The organism is Marininema mesophilum (assembly GCF_900106775.1).
Taxonomy (GTDB): Bacteria; Bacillota; Bacilli; order Thermoactinomycetales; family DSM-45169; genus Marininema; species Marininema mesophilum.
Genome location: NZ_FNNQ01000007.1, coordinates 1 through 19,264, shown reverse-complemented (window position 1 = coordinate 19,264; position 19,264 = coordinate 1). Strand labels below are relative to the sequence as shown.

The 19,264-nt window shown below is 46.8% G+C and carries 22 protein-coding genes, 1 rRNA gene and 1 other annotated feature; of the genes, 2 read left to right on the top strand and 21 right to left on the bottom strand.

Going from position 1 to position 19,264, the window contains the following annotated elements; genetic code table 11:
• Positions 1 to 291: 291 nt before the first annotated feature.
• The 8 genes from BLV90_RS07990 to BLV90_RS07955 form a co-directional block, all read right to left on the bottom strand.
• Positions 292 to 765 (bottom strand): ribonuclease H-like YkuK family protein, encoded by a 474-nt coding sequence (locus tag BLV90_RS07990; protein WP_177167954.1) that lies wholly within the window; start codon positions 763 to 765, stop codon positions 292 to 294.
• A gap of 64 nt (positions 766 to 829) precedes the next feature.
• Entirely contained in the window at positions 830 to 1,711 is an 882-nt protein-coding gene (gene rsmA / locus BLV90_RS07985; protein WP_091738975.1) for a 16S rRNA (adenine(1518)-N(6)/adenine(1519)-N(6))-dimethyltransferase RsmA, read from the bottom strand.
• Entirely contained in the window at positions 1,704 to 2,297 is a 594-nt protein-coding gene (rnmV, locus tag BLV90_RS07980; protein WP_091738972.1) for a ribonuclease M5, read from the bottom strand. The genes rsmA and rnmV overlap by 8 nt, the downstream gene beginning before the upstream one ends.
• A gap of 3 nt (positions 2,298 to 2,300) precedes the next feature.
• On the bottom strand, positions 2,301 to 3,077 hold the full coding sequence (locus tag BLV90_RS07975; protein ID WP_091738969.1) for a TatD family hydrolase: 777 nt from the start codon (positions 3,075 to 3,077) through the stop codon (positions 2,301 to 2,303).
• Positions 3,078 to 3,094: 17 nt separating this feature from the next.
• Complete coding sequence (gene lepB / locus BLV90_RS07970; protein ID WP_091738965.1) at positions 3,095 to 3,613, bottom strand: signal peptidase I; 519 nt, start codon at positions 3,611 to 3,613, stop codon at positions 3,095 to 3,097.
• A gap of 77 nt (positions 3,614 to 3,690) precedes the next feature.
• Positions 3,691 to 5,676, bottom strand: a complete 1,986-nt coding sequence (gene metG / locus BLV90_RS07965; protein ID WP_091738962.1) for a methionine--tRNA ligase — start codon at positions 5,674 to 5,676, stop codon at positions 3,691 to 3,693.
• 43 nt (positions 5,677 to 5,719) lie between these two features.
• Positions 5,720 to 5,966: a binding site (T-box leader), on the bottom strand.
• Positions 5,967 to 6,044: 78 nt separating this feature from the next.
• Entirely contained in the window at positions 6,045 to 7,901 is a 1,857-nt protein-coding gene (locus tag BLV90_RS07960) for an ATP-binding protein (RefSeq protein ID WP_091738959.1), read from the bottom strand.
• A 30-nt stretch (positions 7,902 to 7,931) separates the two neighbouring features.
• On the bottom strand, positions 7,932 to 8,888 hold the full coding sequence (locus BLV90_RS07955) for a DNA double-strand break repair nuclease NurA (RefSeq protein WP_091738956.1): 957 nt from the start codon (positions 8,886 to 8,888) through the stop codon (positions 7,932 to 7,934).
• Between the two features lie 278 nt (positions 8,889 to 9,166).
• Between BLV90_RS07955 and BLV90_RS07950 the strand changes: the two genes are divergently transcribed.
• Entirely contained in the window at positions 9,167 to 9,439 is a 273-nt protein-coding gene (locus BLV90_RS07950; RefSeq protein WP_091738953.1) for an AbrB/MazE/SpoVT family DNA-binding domain-containing protein, read from the top strand.
• A 142-nt stretch (positions 9,440 to 9,581) separates the two neighbouring features.
• Here BLV90_RS07950 and BLV90_RS07945 read toward each other — a convergent pair whose 3' ends face one another.
• The 12 genes from BLV90_RS07945 to BLV90_RS07895 all read right to left on the bottom strand — a co-directional run bounded on the left by BLV90_RS07945 (position 9,582) and on the right by BLV90_RS07895 (position 18,634).
• The gene (locus BLV90_RS07945) at positions 9,582 to 10,544 is read right to left on the bottom strand and encodes a DUF7916 family protein (RefSeq protein ID WP_218142288.1); all 963 of its coding nucleotides are present in this window, start codon (positions 10,542 to 10,544) and stop codon (positions 9,582 to 9,584) included.
• A 1-nt stretch (position 10,545) separates the two neighbouring features.
• Positions 10,546 to 12,018 carry a PTS transporter subunit EIIC gene (locus tag BLV90_RS07940; protein WP_091738950.1) on the bottom strand — a complete coding sequence of 491 codons (1,473 nt, stop codon included), beginning with the start codon at positions 12,016 to 12,018 and terminating at the stop codon, positions 10,546 to 10,548.
• A 316-nt stretch (positions 12,019 to 12,334) separates the two neighbouring features.
• On the bottom strand, positions 12,335 to 13,222 hold the full coding sequence (rsmI, locus tag BLV90_RS07935; RefSeq protein ID WP_091738947.1) for a 16S rRNA (cytidine(1402)-2'-O)-methyltransferase: 888 nt from the start codon (positions 13,220 to 13,222) through the stop codon (positions 12,335 to 12,337).
• On the bottom strand, positions 13,200 to 13,487 hold the full coding sequence (locus tag BLV90_RS07930) for a GIY-YIG nuclease family protein (protein ID WP_091738944.1): 288 nt from the start codon (positions 13,485 to 13,487) through the stop codon (positions 13,200 to 13,202). The genes rsmI and BLV90_RS07930 overlap by 23 nt, the downstream gene beginning before the upstream one ends.
• A gap of 33 nt (positions 13,488 to 13,520) precedes the next feature.
• Positions 13,521 to 13,655: a hypothetical protein gene (locus tag BLV90_RS16680; protein WP_281242008.1), complete on the bottom strand. Its 135-nt coding sequence runs from the start codon at positions 13,653 to 13,655 to the stop codon at positions 13,521 to 13,523.
• Positions 13,652 to 14,014: a DNA replication initiation control protein YabA gene (gene yabA, locus BLV90_RS07925; protein WP_094030669.1), complete on the bottom strand. Its 363-nt coding sequence runs from the start codon at positions 14,012 to 14,014 to the stop codon at positions 13,652 to 13,654. Before yabA ends, BLV90_RS16680 begins: the two co-directional genes overlap by 4 nt.
• A gap of 73 nt (positions 14,015 to 14,087) precedes the next feature.
• On the bottom strand, positions 14,088 to 14,891 hold the full coding sequence (locus tag BLV90_RS07920) for a PSP1 domain-containing protein (protein ID WP_091738942.1): 804 nt from the start codon (positions 14,889 to 14,891) through the stop codon (positions 14,088 to 14,090).
• Positions 14,851 to 15,873 (bottom strand): DNA polymerase III subunit delta', encoded by a 1,023-nt coding sequence (holB, locus tag BLV90_RS07915; protein WP_091738939.1) that lies wholly within the window; start codon positions 15,871 to 15,873, stop codon positions 14,851 to 14,853. Before holB ends, BLV90_RS07920 begins: the two co-directional genes overlap by 41 nt.
• 29 nt (positions 15,874 to 15,902) lie before the next feature.
• On the bottom strand, positions 15,903 to 16,232 hold the full coding sequence (locus BLV90_RS07910) for a cyclic-di-AMP receptor (RefSeq protein ID WP_091738936.1): 330 nt from the start codon (positions 16,230 to 16,232) through the stop codon (positions 15,903 to 15,905).
• A 68-nt stretch (positions 16,233 to 16,300) separates the two neighbouring features.
• Positions 16,301 to 16,930, bottom strand: a complete 630-nt coding sequence (gene tmk, locus BLV90_RS07905; RefSeq protein WP_091738933.1) for a dTMP kinase — start codon at positions 16,928 to 16,930, stop codon at positions 16,301 to 16,303.
• 33 nt (positions 16,931 to 16,963) lie between these two features.
• Positions 16,964 to 18,382 (bottom strand): aminotransferase class I/II-fold pyridoxal phosphate-dependent enzyme, encoded by a 1,419-nt coding sequence (locus BLV90_RS07900; RefSeq protein WP_177167953.1) that lies wholly within the window; start codon positions 18,380 to 18,382, stop codon positions 16,964 to 16,966.
• Between the two features lie 51 nt (positions 18,383 to 18,433).
• Positions 18,434 to 18,634 carry a sigma factor G inhibitor Gin gene (locus BLV90_RS07895; RefSeq protein ID WP_245726293.1) on the bottom strand — a complete coding sequence of 67 codons (201 nt, stop codon included), beginning with the start codon at positions 18,632 to 18,634 and terminating at the stop codon, positions 18,434 to 18,436.
• Positions 18,635 to 18,863: 229 nt separating this feature from the next.
• On the opposite strand from BLV90_RS07895, the gene BLV90_RS16675 reads away from it, so the two are divergent.
• Positions 18,864 to 18,986 (top strand): hypothetical protein, encoded by a 123-nt coding sequence (locus BLV90_RS16675; RefSeq protein WP_281242007.1) that lies wholly within the window; start codon positions 18,864 to 18,866, stop codon positions 18,984 to 18,986.
• Positions 18,987 to 19,024: 38 nt separating this feature from the next.
• Here the strand turns inward: BLV90_RS16675 and rrf are convergent.
• Positions 19,025 to 19,141: ribosomal RNA gene (gene rrf, locus BLV90_RS07890) — 5S ribosomal RNA — on the bottom strand.
• Positions 19,142 to 19,264: the final 123 nt, after the last annotated feature.

Sequence of the window (19,264 nt, the reverse complement as noted above, 5' to 3'; positions counted from 1 at the left end):
ACATCATCTCTGTTAATAATATGGACCTCCCGTACTAGGAGATCCATATTATTAACATGAAGATTCTAGTATGAAGGTCTCGTACTTGAAAAATATATCTCCTCATACAAACAGCAATTTTATGCTAAATATAAACTTTTTTATACAAATCAGTCTTTGAACGAAAAGCAACATAAAACCAAATAACATTTACCAATCCAGTATGCATTGAATTTAAAAAGAGAGATCTGCGCATATACTGCACAAATCTCTCTTTTATAGTGAATTAATTTAACAAACCTACACCCATTTTTATTTCGTAAAACGATCGGCAACAGCGCTTGCGGCATATGCATCGGGTTTGATCTTCGCTGTGTAACCAACAGCTGTCACCCATCCAACCACTTCCTGAATCAACTTCCTCGTCTCACCTTTTCGACCTACATCTAAATGCACCTCCACAGGGAGGTCCCAGGAAGCGCTAAAGAAGTCCTTCTCCTTTAGCAAATCCATACAAGCGAGACTGTATTCTGTCTCTTTATAGATGCGATAACGCAAGTCAAGTAAAGGGCGGCTTTTTATCTTTGAATAATAAAAAAGCGCTCCTTTGCCAACACGATGAATAATGATCGCGGTCACAAACATGGTTCCACGGTGACTCGTCTGGGAGTCTGTACCGATCACCATTTTATATGTCGCGGTACGATCTTCTTCGATATACGCATATATGTCCAAGATCATCTGGCCTAGTTCTATACGGCCGTTGCGAGGATGGAAGAATTGCAATGGGTTCCCCTCCGGGCTCTACCGAAAGTTGTCGATACCTTCTACTCTATTATGATATGAACCGTCATGTAAGATCATCCAGACGTTCATCCAATAGATTGGTAAATTGGGCGAATTCTTCGAGTGAAAGGGTTTCTCCCCTTCGTTTGGGGTCGATGCCTGCCTCATCTAACCAGGCTGTCACCTCCCCCTTTCGTTCCCCTCCAAAGAGGCCCGCAGCAAGTGCGTTAGGGAGCGTCTTACGACGCTGGCCAAAAGCCGCGCGGATTACGCGAAAAAACAACGCTTCATTCCGTACATCAACAGGTGGTGTCCGGCGAACCTTTAACCGGATGACTGCAGAATCAACCTGAGGTCGTGGCATAAATACATGAGCTGGCACTAGGGTAACCCACTCGGGTTCAGTAAAGTACTGTGTCGTAACCGTTATCGATCCATACGCCTTCGTACCTGGCTCAGATGTCAGCCGTTCCGCAACTTCCTTTTGCACCATAATCACAATGGAATCAAGGGGCAGTCGCTCCTCCAACAGACGCATTAATATTGGCGAGGTTACATAGTAAGGCAGGTTGGCCACCACATGACGCCTTTCACAATCCCCTAGGTGCTCATCGATGAGGCGATGGAGGTCCACCTTCATCGCATCCCCATGTAATACCTTCACATGGGGATACGCAACAAACAACTCATCCAGGATTGGAATCAGTCGCTGGTCCAACTCCACAGCCAAGATTGATTTGGCTTCATCCGCAAGATGCTCTGTCAAGGCACCGATGCCTGGACCGATTTCCAGTACCCCGGATTGTTCATCCAGATCAGCGGCTTCCACGATCTGGTGTAACACACGATCCTCAGTTAGAAAGTTTTGCCCTAGACTCTTTTTTAATTGTAACCCATGGCGACGCAAGATCTCCCTGGTGCGTGTAGTAATTCTTCCTTCAGCCATGGGGCTCCTCCCTCTCTTCTTTCGCACGACAAAGCGCTTCTTCAAATTCTTCTCTAGTGATCCGTAAAAGATGCAAGCGACGGTAGAACTGTTTGCCGTTGGCATAACCAATGCCGAGTGCCTCTGCCAGCCGCTCCCGTATCTTACCAGAGTCCTTTCCCCCAGCAAGACCAGCTTCCAGATAAGCTTCCCAAGAAATCAACGGGGAGAGGGTAGCATCCTCTGTACGAGCTTCCGCAAGAGCACATCGAATCGCCTCAGGTTTAGCGTGTTCAACCCCTAATCCCTTTTCTCCCCGTGCTTCATCCTGAGGAAGAAAAGCTTGCTTACATCCCGGAACCTCCTGGGAAATGATGCGACGGATCCGCTCGCCCGCTCCATCTGGATCCGTGAGGATAATCACGCCCCGTTTCTCTTGAGCACGCTTCACCTCTGCGATCACATCTGACCCGACAGCAGAACCCCTCGTCTCGATGGTGTCCGCTTCGACAGCTCGTAGAATGGCAACAGTGTCATTTTTCCCTTCGACGACAATCACATCATGGATCTTTCGCCTTGACTCAATTTGTTCTTTGATGTTATTCATTCCTCAATACGCTTCAATCCCGAAAAGACGGCTCGCATTGGCAAAGGTTTGCGATGCCACTTTATCAAAGGAGATCTCTCGTAAGTTAGCAATCTGCTCTGCTATTAGACTTACATACCCTGTTTCATTACGTTTTCCACGATTGGGGTGAGGCGCTAGGTATGGAGCATCTGTCTCGATCAATAGCTTATCCAACGGAATGTGTTTTGCTACCTCTTTTGGCTCATGGGCATTTTTAAAGGTAACAGGACCACCAAGCCCAATATGAAAGTCTAGATCGAGACACCTTTGTGCAAACTCCCAATCTCCACTAAAGCAATGCATCACTCCACCAACATCCTTCGCCTTCTCTTCCTGTAAAATGCGAACCACATCCTCATCCGCTTCGCGGTTATGGATAATGATCGGCAAATTTAATTCCCGAGCGAGTCGAATCTGTTGTCGGAATACACTCTCTTGAATCCCTTGAGGAGATTTATCCCAATGGTAGTCCAGTCCCATTTCTCCAAGGGCCACTACCTTAGGATGATCACAAAGCTCTTCTAGCCAGTCGAGATCCTCTACTCTCATATCTACTGCATCCACTGGATGCCAGCCAACGGAACTGTATATGAAATCGTATTTCTCAGCTAACGCGATCGAGGTTGGAATGGACTCCCGGTCGCAACCGATGTTGAGAATTCTCGTAACCTGATAATCCTCGTGAGCACGACGGATGGCTTCCTCCTGATCTTCATTAAATTGGCTGGCGTTCATATGCGTATGGCTATCAAACAACACGAGCAAAACCTCCTCCCTTAAGGAAACAAGAATTTCATATCCTTTAGGGGCGTCAACTGTACATCTGCACGTCCTGCAATTTGATCGATAGCGACGGGACCGATTTTCCTGCTATCTTGACTATGGTTCCGATTGTCTCCCATTGCAAAGACATGACCCTTAGGTACAACTGTTGTTGGAAAGTCACCGAGTATTTTCTGCTCGTTCAGGTAAGGCTCCTTTAAAGGCCGTCCATTTCGATAGACTTTCCCATCACGGACTTCGATACGGTCTCCTGCCTTACCAATGACTCGTTTAATATAATCACTCTGTTCTGCTGTATGGAAGACAATAATATCTCCATACTGGGGATCTTTGACATCATAAATCAACTTGTTGATAATCAACAATTCACTACCCTTAAAGGTAGGTTCCATCGATTGACCATACACTTCATAGGGAGCAAAAAGGAAGCTACGGATGATTAACACCAACGCTGCAGCGACGACAGCAGCAATCACCCATTCCCTCGCCGCACTTTTCGTCTTCTTACCCAATCTAACCCCTCCAAATTGATAGTGCCATCACGTACGTTGCCCTTCATCTTTCGACCCTGGGCAGATTTGATGAGATTTTACGTTAGTCGTGTCCCATTTGGAATATCTACCGAGAGATTAGAGAGCACGAGTCGGCCTTCCGCTTTAGCTGCCAATACCATCCCCTCGGAAAGTTCTCCACGGAGCTTAGCAGGTTTTAGGTTGGCCACGAGAATTACCTTTAGGCCAATCAACGAGGCAGGCTCATAATACTGAGCAATCCCTGCAATCACTTGCCGCCGCTCTCCTCCAAGATCCACTTGTAGTTTGAGGAGACGGTCTGCCCCTTTCAGAGGACCTGCTTCGATAATCTCTGCCACACGTAAATCCACAGCTGAAAACTGGTCAATCCCAATCAGATCCGCTAAATCAGCTACACCGCTACTTTCTTGCGGAACTTCTGCCATTTTTTTCGAATCACCTTCTTCCTCTACAGGAGTACCACCCATCATGATAACAATCTCCTTTGCTTCCTCCTTAACGTCCAACCGAGGATAAAGGGGATTTTTGCGCTGGATCTTTGTTCCAGCCGGGTATTTGCCAAATTGGCGCAGACTTCCCCAAGACGTAGTAGCCTCGTCCTCCACTAAGCCCAATTGCTCCCATATCCCTGCTGGAGTGCGTACCAAGAACGGCTGAATCATTACACTGACAAATCGTAGCGCTTCAACCACATGGTACAGAACAGAGCCCAATATCTCTTTTTTAGCGGGATCCTTTGCCAACTCCCAGGGCATCGTTCCTTCTAAATAACGATTCGTTCCACGAATTAGTTCCCAAATCGCCGTTAATGCCATGGAAAATTGCATTTGATCCATGAAGTTTTCCACTTTTGTAACAGTCTCTTCAGCCAGTTGAACGAGTGCATTATCGTATTCAGTACCCTGGATGATTCGCTCAGTCACCTTACCATCCGAATATTTATTCACCATTGTCAAGGTACGATGCAATAGGTTTCCTAGGTCATTGGCCAGGTCTGCATTGGTGCGCTCAATAAATCCTTCCGGAGTAAAGACACCATCATAGCCAAAGGGAACTTCCCGCAGGAGGTAATAGCGTACCCGATCCAATCCATAGCGATCAATCAATGGCACAGGATCGACTACATTCCCCTTGGACTTGGACATTTTTCCATCCTTCATCATAAAAAATCCATGGCCGAAGACCTGTTTGGGTAGGGGAAGATCTAACGCCATCAACATAATTGGCCAGTAAATCGTATGAAAGCGGACGATATCCTTCCCAACAAGATGAACATTGGCAGGCCAATACTTCTGGTACTTTACATCCTTGTCGGTTCCATAACCTAAAGCGGAAATATAGTTAGTCAGGGCATCGATCCAGACGTACATCACATGTTTTGGATTTCCCGGAACCGGAATTCCCCAATCAAATGTGGTTCGGGAGACAGCTAAGTCCTCAAGACCAGGTTTGATAAAATTCTGGATCATCTCGTTTTTACGACTTTCTGGCTGGATGAAATCAGGGTTCTCTTCATAATATTTCAAAAGGCGATCTGCATATTTGCTTGTACGGAAGAAATAGCTCTCTTCCCGCGTTTTTTCGACAGGGCGACCACAATCAGGACAATTTCCTTCTATTAGCTGACGTTCTGTCCAAAAGGACTCACAGGGAGTACAATACCAGCCTTCATACTCATCAAGGTAGATATCTCCTTGATCCAGCAGTTGTTGAAAAACCTTTTGGCACACCTCTTGATGACGCTCTTCACTGGTACGAATAAAGTCATCATAAGAGATTTCTAACTTGGCCCATAATGCTTGAATTCCTTCGACAATCCCATCCACAAAGGCTTGGGGATCTTGCCCTTGTTCCTGTGCCCGTCTTTCAATTTTCTGACCATGCTCATCTGTCCCTGTCAAATACATAACATCATAGCCCCGCAGGCGCTTATAGCGGGCCATGGTGTCACCAGCCACTGTTGTATACGCGTGACCGATATGAAGGTTGTCATTGGGATAGTAGATCGGTGTGGTGATGTAATACGTAGGTTTGGTCGACATCTCGCTCTCTCCTTATATAACAAACTAAAAAGCCTTCCCCCATTTATGGGGCGAAGACTGCCTTCGCGGTACCACCCAAGTTCGACGCCTCCTCGCGGAAAACGTCCTTTACCAGTGAACACACTGCCCTGTTAACGCCCGGGACACGCCCTCCCCTACCACCTTAACCAAGGCTTCAAAGAGAGTTCTCAGGGGCCATCTTCACCTGTAATCCCTATACCGGCTTTCACCCGACCCGGCTCTCTAATCAATAGGGACGCGAGGCTACTCCTCCCCGTCAACAAATCTTCCCATTATACAAACCAATCAACTTAACTCCCATTATAGTCAATATGGTTGAATAATATCAACACAACCCTCCACTTTTCCTAAATATCCCCATCCTTTGCTGGTTGATCATAACGAGTCACAAAGGGGGATTCCTTTTTTACAATTTCTCCATTGGCAGACCATCGTTCCAACTCCTGTTTAAAACGATTCACCTCCCAGTTACATCCACACTCCCGATTCACCTGGGTAAGTACATCAAGTAATTCGGTATCAAAAATAGGAAGTTGTTCCCGTACCACCTTTAATATTTGATCATCCTGCTCCACTCGAACGGCGCGGAGCTCATCAAAGGGGTTGGAGACGTGGGGGCTATGAGTATAGGAAGCCCGCACCCTCACAAACACGGTACGTCCATACACTGCCGAGGAGACAAAGGTATCTCCCGAGCGTAAATAAGGAAGGCGCTTCCCCTCTTCCTGGGTAAGGTCTGTCTCCTCTCTCAACGTAGCAATATCTGTTCCCCGTACGGTACGAAAAACAAACTTGGTATTCAACTGCGCGGTTATGGTCTCATCAAGGAGAGTCGGCCGTTGCGTCGCCAATATAAGAAAAGCTCCATACTTACGTCCCTCCTGGGCAATCTCCTTCAGCGCCTTCTTTGGTGGCGCATCCACACCCTTTGGAGCAAAGTTATGGGCTTCATCCGTAACGATCACAAAGGGCGGAAAAAAAGTCCCTTCCTTCCCATTCATCCGGGCATCCCGATATTCTCTACGCTTCCAATAAATCGAATTTACCACATAGGTAGAGAAGACTTGGAGCAACCAGGTATCCCCTTGGATCACAACCAAACGCCCTTGCTCCAACCCCTGCTCCACCATCTTAATATCCTGGGTGAATAAACCGGCCTTCTCTAATCGATTTAAACGCCATTGCACTCCCTTAACTGAAGAGAGAGGGAGACTTCCGTATTGAGAGAGTAGCTCTAGTAAATGCTTAACCCGTTCCACCTCTGTAGGTGAAAGATCCTCATCATGAAACCGCTTTTTAAGACCTTTCTCCCCCTCCTCAATCGCCTGGGATACATTAGCCAAGCGATCACTAAAGGAATAATAACTATCCCGGCGTCTATGAAGGGATTGAATCACATTGCTCATCGGATCCGATAAACCGCTCCCTGATGCACCCAGTAGATTGATCAATTCTTTAGAAGAAAGCTCCGGAAAATGAATACCTACCTCACGCCCAACCTGCACGGCCAACCAACGATCCGTATAGTTTGGTGCATCCTCTCCCCATTCTGGCACCCTTTCGCCAAAATTCATCTCAAAATGAGGATCAAAAACAAGCGTAGGCACTTGAAGCTTCATCATTTCTTCTAATATCACACGTAAACCAAAGGATTTCCCTGAACCTGATCCACCAAAAACGCCGATGTGAGGGTACTGTTGCATCGTTCGGATATCAAACAAGAATGGAACCCCCCGTTGATCCCGCCACTCCCCATTCTCGATCAAACGAACGCGATTTTGTAAATCGGGACCCACTGTATCCCCGAGGGCTTCTGTTCCGCGAATTTCCCCGAGCACCATCCCCTCATCAGGATCAGCCTTTACCAATAACCGACGCACCTCCTCAAAACGTGGCGCCCGCACTGGGACACCTGTTCGCACAGGATAAGGTGCCTCGGCAAACAAACGTAATTTAGCAACATTCACCTCATCGGAGCCAATATCATAGCCAATCTGCTCTAAGGATTGGATGACTTGGGTGTCCACGACAGACTTGTCCATCCCCATCGGAATCAGTCGATTGTAGGATAGGGTTTCCACTACTTCGCCCCGAGGGTGATCTAACTCTCGATCCTCCAACACAAGAATTTCATTGATGCGAAATTTCCGCTCCTTGGAAGCAACATATACCTCTTGCTGCGTGGTAACACCAACAACTTGCATCGCTTCTTCCTCCCCTCAATTTTTATCACATTACAAATGACGATCACTCCGTTTTGGAATCAATAGACGGTGGTGTAGATCAGGATCAATATACTGATCCACCAACCCTCGTACTAAGGCATCCGTCACACGTACTTCTCGGTCCACAATATCTAACCATAGAGGTACCCCCCGTCCCTCACTCGGTGTCAACGTATGGACGAGCGATATCAGATTTTCCCGCTCCTCTGACTGAGCCAAGAGGCCATCGATCCCTACTGGCTGAGGATGCTTCGTAGAGCAAAGTACCGCCTTCCATAACCCCGTCCCTGGAAGATCCATCTCCTCTGAACGATAACATTCTCCCCTATGTAATGCTCCAAAAAGGAGCTCTCGATCAGAATACGTTGAGGAATTACTAAATAATCGACGGGCTAAACTCTTCGTTCCGATCTCCTCTGCCACCCCAACTAATAAAACGCCCTCTGTCAACGCCGCATCTTTCAACCTCCCCCATCCTGGCGCATCATCGATCAAAAAATGAAGGAGAGAACCATCCATCATCACTACCCGTGGTTTCCAACGTTCAATCGCTTCCAAAGCAACCTGAATCTCCAAGGAAGCAAGGAGAGAGCCTCGCCGCTTTGCTTCCCTTGCCAGGCTACCCTCCTCGCTCTCATCCTCCTTCTCTAGTAACGGGGTATAAAGATCTGCCGCCCAGTGCTCCTCTCCTCGTGTTCCCTTTGCCAAGGCTTGAAATAGCGATAAGGTATGCGGATGTGTTCCTGGTGTCGAATTGACGGACCCATCTACCCCTACTAACGTCTCTCCTCTGAGCCATTGCTTCAAGGGATGGCCTGTCCATTTTTCTATTGCAGAAAAAACACCGATCCCCTTCAATTGCTCACGTAGCTGTTGTCGATCAAATACCTCTGTGGGATAAATCCGCCTCAACTCCTGATTGGCTTCTTTCATTTTATCTTTTAATTTTTGAGAGACTGACAACATCCTTTTTTCCACCTCTTCTCCTCCGACAAGATCTCATTATCCAGTTTACAGGAAAACTAAAGCCCCGTAATCCCCCGTGAAATTAGGCTTTTAGATACCTGCATATATTTGGAAATCTTATTTTTTTGCTTAAAAAATTTTCTATAAAATTACCTCTATGTCTTATTGACTGTTATAGGAATCGCTGGTATGATGAGGTTGATGCTGATTATGTCGAAATTTGACGGCGTCAAGACCAAGACTAAAAAAAGATTAAAAGAGTGAGAGGAGACGTTATTATGTTGAAATCCACAGGTATTGTCCGTAAAGTTGATGAACTTGGCCGAGTGGTTATTCCGATCGAACTTCGACGCACTTTGGGAATTGGGGAGAAAGACGCCTTGGAGATTTATGTCGATGGAGAGCGGATCGTGCTTAAAAAGTACGAGCCAGCATGCATTTTCACAGGTGAAGTAGACAACACCGTTCGCTATAAAAACAAAGTGGTTAGCCGTAAATGCATTGAAGAGATGCATCATATGCTAGACGCTGACGGCGTAACTTCCAACTAATACAAGAATAACTTTCTTGTTTATCCACACATAGGATTTTTTTCACAACTTACATCCTCTAAAACTTTTAAATAAAAAGAGAAGGGAACCTCCCAACAGGAGACTCTTCTCTTTTTAATTTACAGCCAAATAATTTAGCGTTTTATCTATAATGAGACTGGGCCATGCGCCGATACGTATGCCGTCTCCCTTTTAACGAAATGGAATATGCGTGGATATTTTCTGGGAGAGCAATTCCACTAAATCCAGCGTCACCGATATGAAATAGGTCTCCTCCAGCCATCTTTCCATCAATGGCTAACCGTTCAATCACCCCTTGAGAAGAGCTTTCCTGGGAAGTACCCAGAGTAAGCATTGTAAGAGCTCCCCTCTCGTGACACATTCGTACCCACTTATTCACCATCGCAACAGAGATACCCGGTACGCTACCCGGTAATGGTAACAATATGACATCGGCTCCATGTTCAATAAAGCCCTCTAACTCTTTTTCCGTTAGCCAATCTCGGTTGGATGGATTAACTCCAGTACCATGCATTTTCCCTGCCATCAAAATGATTTCGGGTCCAAGTGCTCCGCGAAGGGCTTTTATTTGAGTGGTTATCGCCTCCGTAGTTATCCCTGTACGTGGGTTCCCAGTAAGTACGAGAAAGCGAGCTCCCTGCTCCATCGCCTTTTCACCATTCATAGGGGTTGCCCGTCTCCCGAGGGCTACTTCACTTGTAGAGACCTCCTTCTCCACTGGCTCCAAATTGACTCCTACAGGCCGGCCTACAAATCGAGTTACTTCTCCTGCTGTAACCCCTATCCCCAGCATCTGTTCATAATCAGCCAGCAGTCCTTTATTGTCTGATAAGGCACCCGAACGAGAGGGAAAACCACCGACACATGGATTTTGCACATCATATTTATTTAGTAAGAGAAGGTCAGCTCCAAAGGCTGTTGCAATCTCGCAATTGCTACACCCATCCACTAAGGGCAGAAAAGGAGCCACTGTCTCTGCTACAACCGTTCGTCCCTCTGATGCCTGGATAGAAAGGAGTAACTCACGTCCTTTCATATTGGTCATTTCAGCGGGAGTAGCGTCTATTAATCGTTGATCAGCCATTCTAATTCTCATCTCTTCCCATTAAACGGATAATACGATCACGTAAGCGCTCAGATTGAGTACCAAATACCGCCTGGTAATATCCTTTCCCGACGCGGATCACGCCTACGGACCCTAGCTTTTTTAACTGATCCTGATCGATCTTCTCATCATCCCTCAGTGTCATCCGCAAACGGGTAATACATGCATCCAGTTCCTCCACATTTTCTTGACCGCCAATCGCAGCCAACACATCTACCGCCAGGGAATCTAGATCACGATCCACCCTCGCCACTTTTTCCCCTACCTCCGATTCATCCCCATCTTCGATACGACCCGGAGTAGGCAAGTTTAATTTGCGTATGACAACGCGGAAAATCCCATAGTAAAGAGCAGTATACACCAATCCTACGGGGATAATCAGCCATGCCTTTGTCGCCCTCGTAAAATTGAGGAGATAATCGATTAATCCAGCGGAGAAGCCAAAACCGTGTTTGACCCCCAATACATCCATGATCACCAAGGAAAGACCAGTTAGAATGGCATGGATTCCATAGAGCACAGGAGCGAGAAACATAAAGGCATATTCAATCGGTTCCGTGATCCCTGTGACAAAGGCAGTGAGCGCCGCCGCCATCAGTATACCCGCTGTCGCTTTCCGTTGGGAAGATTTCGCCTCGTGCACCATTGCCAAACAAGCTCCAGGAAGAGCAAACATCATAATCGGATAAAAACCAGCCATGAAACTACCTGCTCGTGGATCCCCTGCAAAGAATCGCTGGAGATCCCCCTTAACAACTTCCCCTGCCGCATTTGTAAACTCGCCTACGTTAAACCAAACCAATGTATTTAAAATGTGATGCAAACCAAAGGGAAGTAACAAGCGATTAAGAAATCCATAGCCGAATAACCCGAATCCCCCTGAAGCTACTAGCGCGTTTCCGAGATCCGCAATTCCATCTCGGATCGGTGGCCAGATCACCATAAAAAGTATACCAACGATCATCATGACAAAGGATGTAATGATCGGCACAAACCGTTTTCCACCAAAAAACTGTAACCAATCCGGTAAATGAATATCCTTATATCTTCGATATAAATAGGCTGTAATAAGACCTGTGATAATACCACCTAAGACATCGGTCTGATTCAGTTTCACTTGCCACGCACTATCTGTGGGTGGTTTCGCGTCCAACCCCACCAATGAATTTAAGATGACATAACCTGCCACAGCAGCTAAACCAGCCGCTCCTGCTCCTCCCGTCATCCCCACGGCAACTCCAATAGCAAACAACAAGGGCAGATAAGTAAAAATGGCATTCCCTGCAGCCATGATTACATTACCCACTTCATAAATCCAGGTGCCCTTTTCCACAAACTCCGGATTGGTCATATTGTACCCTAATGACAAGAGGATGGCAGCCGCAGGCATTACCGCTATCGGCAACATCATTGCCTTACCTACTTGCTGCAAATTCCCAAGAACCCTGCTCATATCCATGCACCTCCAATAATCAGAATAGTGCCCCTTTTTCGGCGTAGCTTGTGTCTTTCTTATGCTAGGACTTTTGTTCAATTGGTGAGAGTTAGTGAAGGGGCTCCCTTACATTTTATGTAGGTTGGGTTGTGTTCAGTTGCTCCCCTCTTATTTCGTATCAGAGAATGAAGGCGGGCCTTTCCATTCATTCTCTATCCCTTGCGCTGATCCCTTTCTAACCTATCGGTTTTTGTTATATGGAGGCATGATTATACACAGATGTCGCATGTGTGGAAAGTGCATATCACTTCTAAAATAAGTCCACACAAAACAGTTATTCCTGTTCTCGATGGTATTCGTTGTACACTTCTCGTTTGGGTAGGGAGCGGATATTAGCAGTTTCCTGGATGGCTTCTTTTTTGCTCATCCCTCGGCGGATGTGCCAATCAACGTGTTCTATTGTGGTTAGAGCTCTCCACCATTCTTCAGGTTCTGTCTCGTTATCCGCTAGATCTGATTCACTAGTCACGCCTGCGACAACGACTGTCATCTCTCCCCGAGGGATCTCTTCCTCAAACCAATGGGCGCACTCTGTCAGTGTTCCTCGCAACCACTCTTCATGCTTCTTTGTCAGCTCTCGGGCAATGGCGACTTCTCGATCTCCCAATACCTCTATTAAATCAGCCAATGTCGCTTTAATACGGTGGGGTGCCTCATAAAACAAAAGGGTGGCTAGTGTCTCCTTCCACTTGGTAAGCTCTTTCCGCCGCTCCTTCGAGTGGCGGGGGAGAAAGCCGATAAAAAGGTAGGGCTGGGGCTGAATTCCCGAAGCCACTACTGCGGTTAGTGCCGCGTTGGGCCCGGGGATCGGGATCACAGGAACCCCCCTTTCCACGGCTTCTTTGACTAAGTCCTCCCCTGGATCCGATAAACCGGGCATTCCCGCATCACTAACCAGAGCGATTCGCTCCCCCTTTTTCATCCGCTCTACCAATTCCGGACCACGACTATAGCGGTTATGTTCATGGTAACTGACCGTTGCTTTTGATAATCCCCAATGGGAAAAGAGCTTCTTGGTATGGCGTGTATCTTCACAAGCCACACAATCCACTTCCGCTAATGTATCCCGTACGCGTTCACTAGCATCCCCGAGATTACCTATAGGCGTACCAACGATGTATAAGGCCCCGCCATCCTCTTCAAAACTTTTTTGCCTCTTCATAGAGGTTGCCCCTTTCTGCGATCAGCTGAATTTTTTGTTGGCGTGTCATTCCTTTGATCTCTCGCTCCCGCTGCAAAGCCTTTGAATGATTCATTTTTCCTTCGATAAAACGCAGGTGAAGGGGAGCTCTTCCTCTTGTATACTTCGCTCCAGTACCTTCTCGGTGTTGGAGTAAACGGCGCTTTATATCCGTTGTAATTCCTGTATAGTAAGATCCATCCGCACATTCCAGGATATAAACGATATAATGGTTCTCCTTCTGCATAACTCTCCTTCACCTCTTTATGGCAAGGATCCTTTATTCATACTCTACTCTCTTACACCATATAAAAAAAGTGCCGGTCATCCCGGCACTCATCTGCTGTCTATTTTCCTCATACCCTTTAATCACAGCCGAGTTTTCACTTCCATCACTAGCAAACCATCTATTCACTTTTCCTCCTGAGAGGTTTTACTTAAAAAGGAGAGGCAAAATAAGCAGTCTTCACTACTTCTCATGCTTCCATAATGAACGTTGCAAATATGAAAGCCTTCATTATACAGCCTCGCCAAGTTATCGTGCCCTTCCCCAGAGGCCTCTGCTAGCGTTAGATCATCGCGAGCAGTCCCGTTTTGTTCACTCGATTGAAGAGCCTCCAGACGTTCACCCTTTGCCTGATTCTCCAGCTCCAATCGTGTATTTTCCTCAAGCATCTGTACGATCTGCTCTTTTAATCCGCCCAACTCTTTATAAAGATTCCCGATCTGATCTTCGATTTGAGTCATTTGGGCTAAGATCGCCTGCTTGTCCACGCCCCCCACCTCGAATCACCCGTTGTCTGATCTGTACATGTCCGTAAATTGTGGCTCAGTATCCAACGATGGTTCACGCTTGGGCTTTAACGACTTCCGCGGGGTGCTCCACGGTAAGACCTGATTCGGTCAGTTGCACCTGGATACGACGCTCCAACAAATTTAGAACCGTAACGCGTCCATCACCTTCAGGTGTAATCACCCGAGCCCCGATATCAGGCATTTCCTTCTTCGCTTCTACATAATTATCGTTCTCATACTTCAAACAACACATTAGACGACCACATAATCCGGAAATCTTGGCAGGGTTCAGAGAGAGGCTTTGATCCTTCGCCATCTTGATCGAAACCGGTTCAAAATCTCCAAGGAAGGACGAGCAACAAAGAATACGACCACAAGGGCCTATGCCGCCCAACATTTTTGCCTCATCCCGCACTCCAATTTGTCGCAACTCAATGCGGGTGCGAAATACCGCGGCAAGGTCTCTCACTAGATCCCTAAAATCAACTCGGCCATCCGCTGTAAAGTAAAAAATAATCTTATTGCGATCAAAGGTGTATTCCGCATCGACCAGCTTCATGTCCAAGCTGTGATGCTGGATTTTTTCTAAACAGACAGCTAAAGCATCGTGAGCAGCCTGTCGGTTTTTCTCCATCAATTCTGTATCATCCGAGGAAGCTCTTCGAATAACACTTTTGAGGGGAAGTACCACCTCATCCTCCGTCACATATCGAATTCCTGCAACCACTGTACCGTACTCAACCCCCCGTACAGTTTCGACAATCACAGGATCGTCGCGACAGATATCCAATTCGCCCGGATCGAAATAATATATCTTACCCGCTTGCCTGAAACGGACTCCTACGACTGTTAACATGTGTGGATCCCCCTTGCATGGCCAACACCAACCTCTCTAGCACCGCTTGAGGCTGAATGTGTCCGGCCAATTGGCGCCTCGCCTCCATCACAGCGTCCATGGCATCAATAAGACCACTAACACTCCATCCGGCAGATTGACGCCGACGGGTTTCGCCGTATCGCAGAAAAATGACAGGTTCCCTTGCTAACTTTTCATCAAGAAGATCTCGTAACCAAAGGAGTAATAGATCAATCATTCGTTCTATTTTCCCTCGGTTTGAATCCTCTTGGATCATCCATGTTTGCACGGATAATATGGCGCCTGATTTTCCGGATACGATCTCCCCTCCCCATTTTATCACTCGCTCGCAAAGCAGGGCAAATCCTTCCTCCTTCACGATCAACTCCGCTTCAGGAATTCCACCCGCCAAACGCGAAGCGATGCGTGACAGATCCACATCTAAGCCCTCACTCACCAAGCGAACGGCGATTTTATCGGGTGCCAAGGGCGGGAAGTGAACCCATTGACACCTGGAAATAATTGTTGGTAATAACGCATGAATATTTTCTGTTAACAAGATGGCTACCAAGCGGGAAGTCGGCTCCTCTAGAAATTTAAGGAGACTGTTGGCCGCCTGAGTGGTCATCGACTCCACCTGCTCAATGACCACGACGCGAGTAACATCCTCACCAGGACTATAGGAAAAATCCCTTTGTAACTTGCGCACCTGTTCAATTTTTATGCTTTGTCCATCAGGTACAATCCTGCGCACTTCAGGGTGATTCCCATGTTGAATTCGCTGACAAGAACTGCATTGATCACAAGCATCTCCTACAACTTCACGGCAGTTCAGTGCCTTCGCAAATTCTAACGCTGCCTGCCCTTTCCCTACACCAACAGGTCCAGCAAAGCCGTAGGCATGGGAGATTCGTCCTGAAACCAACCCTTGTTGCAAAAAATGAATGACTCGTTCCTGACCAACGATATCAGTTAAAGCCATTTCCTATCCCTCATTTGAAATCGACTCCATTAAAACTGGATAAATTGATCGATTGGCAAGATAAACACCGTTGCGCCGCCGACCTGCACTTCGACTGGATATGGAACATAGGACTCCACATTGCCTCCTATGGAGGACAGCGGAGCCATTACTTGTTCCCGAGATTGACAATTCTCTTTAATCAAAGCCAACACGCCTTCAATGCGATCCTCTTCAATCCCGATCATGAAGGTGGTATTCCCTGATTTCAAAAATCCACCTGTACTCGCTAGCTTTGTAGCACGAATATTTGACTCTACAAGCGCCTGAGAAAGGCGGTTACTATCCTTATCCTGTACGATAGCAATAACCATCTTCATCTTCCTCAACCCCTTCCAGCCTCATGTACTACATGATAACCCTCGATCTATTGGCCTCTACGTCCAAGCTATTGTTTATCCAATAACTCATCTATTTCTCGACGTAGCTCACTAAAAACGAAGTCCTCATCTTGTGAAGCATCCACCATTCGGATGCGATCTGGATTTTCCTGCGCCAATTTCAAAAATCCCTGACGCACCCGTTCATGAAAAGCTTGTCCTTTTGCTTCCATCCGATCCACAAAACCACGCGCTGCTAATCGACGCATTCCTTCCTCGACGGATAAATCTAATAAATACGTGCGATTCGCTTGTAATCCACCGAGTGCCACCCGGTTCACTTCTTCCACTTCTTTTCTATTGCCACTTATCGGTCCGAACGCTTGATAAACAATACTTGAATCAACAAAACGGTCGCAGAGTACGACCTTGCCCAAGGCTAAAGCTGGACGAATCACCTCTTCAACCAGTTGCGCTCGTGAAGCCGCATAAAGGAGAACCTCTGCCTTTAGCGTCATCTCATTCAGTTCGGGAGCTAACAAAACCTCGCGGATTTGATCGCCTACTCGAGTTCCACCTGGCTCTCTTGTACAGATACAAGGGATGCCGCGGGATTCCATATACCGATGTAATCGGAGGAGCTGAGTCGATTTTCCTGCTCCCTCGGGTCCTTCTAGTGTAATCAACCTACCCTTCACGTCACGCCTCCACCCCTCAACAATATCGTGGATTTATTGTAACACGACCACTCGAAGGGGGAAACTAGAACTCAGTCCACGTACACGACCTCCCTCCCTTAGCATGGCACTAATTACATGAATGTTATCCTTCGAAAACTTCTCCCCTGGTAAAACCAGCGGAATGCCTGGTGGATAAGGAACCACCATTGTCGCTGCCACACGTCCTACTGCCTCTGTCAATGGAATCTCAATGCCTAAACCCATTCCTCGATCTCCTAAAGGTACCTGGCTTTCACTAAGGATAGGAATACTTATTTGATGGATTACCGTACTCGATTCCATTTTGCTCACTGCTTGATCCAACTTTCTTAGCCAACCAGCTAACCGTACGAGGTCATAAGAAGTAGTACCAACAGAGAAAGAAGCCAATAACCGGCGGTGATCTGCCAGTTCAAAAAAAACATCTTGTTCCTTAAGCCAATCCAACATAACTAAACCAGAAACACCATTTCTCGCTTGTAGTGTTAGCTTGAGTGGATCATCTCCGCGAATTTCTTGCAAAAATTCCAGCTCAGCTATTTGAGTTCGCAAAGTCTCTAACGCTGGCAATAATTCAACCAATGCCGAAGTTCCCTCCTGAACCATCCAACGGCGTGCCAAGTCTAGGGACGCCAGCATAGGATAGGAGGGGCTACTGGATTGAATAGTTCGCAAGCCAGCCTCTAACCTCTCTTGATTAACCCGTGTTCCTTGTAAGTGGAGCATAGATGCCATCGTCAATGCAGGTAGCATCTTATGGGTAGATTGTACTGTAGCATCTGCTCCCTCCACCATCGCAGAAGCAGGAAGGTCTGGATGAAAGGAAAAATGAGCTCCATGCGCCTCATCCACCACCAATGGAATATCATAATGATGACATATTTCAGCTAATTCCTTGATTGGCTGTATACGGCCAAAGTAATCAGGACTTGTAATGAATACACCCTTAACATCCGTGAACTCATCCAACGCTCGTTCCAAATCTTCTCCCAATAGGGGCATGATTTCTTCGGAATCGTCTGAAATCCTCCCGGAGAGATAGATAGGCTGAGCTCCTGCAAGAGCACATCCATTAAAAATAGACTGATGACAATCTCTTTGTACTATAAGCCTCTCTCCGGGGTTACAAAGCGCCATCACCAACGCTAAATTACCCGCTGTCGTTCCACCTGTTAGAAAATATGTCTTTTGTGCTCCGAAGGCCTCTGCCGCAAGTTCCTGGGCTTCTTTAATCACACCCTCTGCCTGATGTAAATCATCCAACTGGCCAATCTCCGTTAGATCGATCGGTAAAATATTATCAAACCACGTTCTACCCTCCACATCAAAGGCTTGTCCTTGTTTATGACCTGGTACATGAAAGTTGCCCTTGCTCTTCCTCTGATGCTCAACCAATGCAGTAAAAATAGGAGCGCGCTCCTGTTTCTCCATCTTACTCTTTCCTCCCATAAAGAAGCAGGGACTGTAAACAGTCCCCGCTGGTTATGACAATTGATCGGATATATCCCGGGTCCAAATATTTTTCATTTGTAACACAAAGTAGGCATACTTCTTGTCTCTGACATCCGTGTTGACAATTTCCGCTTCACAGTCGCGACAAATGAACTCGGCCAAGACCGTAATTCCTTCCTGACACTCTTTTTCACAAACAATGCAGCGGATCTGATCGGTTGTGTTCTGCAAGATCGACCCACCTTTTCTTTTTTTCGTCCATGGTTCCCAATCCATTAATAAAATATACCCTGACGAAGTAGAAAAAACCTTATCGATTTGCGTAAGAGTCATCCATGACGAACTGTCCTTATCAGTATACCATGCTTAACCTGAAAAAAGGTGGCGAGTAATTTCCTAAAACGTGTAGAAACGTTTCATCAGGGAAGGGTAATACTATATTGGCATAATGGAGGACACCATGACCAAAACCATCATCCAATGGATTTTTTTAGGTTATGTACCGATCATGGCCATCATGAAGACTCTACTGTATTATATTCACGAAGATCCGAGGGGCAACCCAGGGACAGCAGATGAATAAAAAAAGAAACACTCACAAAAGGAGTGCTTCTTTGTGTTGCCCGGCAACGTCCTACTCTCCCAGGGGCGCGAGCCCCAAGTACCATCGGCGCAGGAGGGCTTAACTTCCGTGTTCGGGATGGGAACGGGTGGGTCCCCTCCGCTATCGCCACCAGACAGTGGAAAACATATTGGGTTTTCCTAGGGTGATACACCCTGAAAACCGGAATGGAGTAAGGTTGGAATGAATCCAGGAGAAGTCCTCGACCGATTCGTATCTGTCAGCTGAACACATTGCTG

Excerpts from the sequence above, each read along its gene's own strand:
- BLV90_RS07960 (WP_091738959.1), bottom strand. The coding sequence starts at position 7,901 with ATGCAAGTTGTTGGTGTTACCACGCAGCAAGAGGTATATGTTGCTTCC.
- BLV90_RS07950 (WP_091738953.1), top strand. The coding sequence starts at position 9,167 with ATGTTGAAATCCACAGGTATTGTCCGTAAAGTTGATGAACTTGGCCGA.
- BLV90_RS16675 (WP_281242007.1), top strand. The coding sequence starts at position 18,864 with ATGACCAAAACCATCATCCAATGGATTTTTTTAGGTTATGTACCGATC.
- BLV90_RS07900 (WP_177167953.1), bottom strand. The coding sequence starts at position 18,382 with ATGGAGAAACAGGAGCGCGCTCCTATTTTTACTGCATTGGTTGAGCAT.
- BLV90_RS07940 (WP_091738950.1), bottom strand. The coding sequence starts at position 12,018 with ATGAGCAGGGTTCTTGGGAATTTGCAGCAAGTAGGTAAGGCAATGATG.
- rnmV (WP_091738972.1), bottom strand. The coding sequence starts at position 2,297 with ATGAATAACATCAAAGAACAAATTGAGTCAAGGCGAAAGATCCATGAT.
- metG (WP_091738962.1), bottom strand. The coding sequence starts at position 5,676 with ATGTCGACCAAACCTACGTATTACATCACCACACCGATCTACTATCCC.
- rsmI (WP_091738947.1), bottom strand. The coding sequence starts at position 13,222 with ATGAAGAGGCAAAAAAGTTTTGAAGAGGATGGCGGGGCCTTATACATC.
- BLV90_RS07910 (WP_091738936.1), bottom strand. The coding sequence starts at position 16,232 with ATGAAGATGGTTATTGCTATCGTACAGGATAAGGATAGTAACCGCCTT.
- holB (WP_091738939.1), bottom strand. The coding sequence starts at position 15,873 with ATGGCTTTAACTGATATCGTTGGTCAGGAACGAGTCATTCATTTTTTG.
- BLV90_RS07920 (WP_091738942.1), bottom strand. The coding sequence starts at position 14,891 with ATGTTAACAGTCGTAGGAGTCCGTTTCAGGCAAGCGGGTAAGATATAT.
- BLV90_RS07930 (WP_091738944.1), bottom strand. The coding sequence starts at position 13,487 with ATGCAGAAGGAGAACCATTATATCGTTTATATCCTGGAATGTGCGGAT.
- BLV90_RS07955 (WP_091738956.1), bottom strand. The coding sequence starts at position 8,888 with ATGTTGTCAGTCTCTCAAAAATTAAAAGATAAAATGAAAGAAGCCAAT.
- rsmA (WP_091738975.1), bottom strand. The coding sequence starts at position 1,711 with ATGGCTGAAGGAAGAATTACTACACGCACCAGGGAGATCTTGCGTCGC.
- BLV90_RS07945 (WP_218142288.1), bottom strand. The coding sequence starts at position 10,544 with ATGGCTGATCAACGATTAATAGACGCTACTCCCGCTGAAATGACCAAT.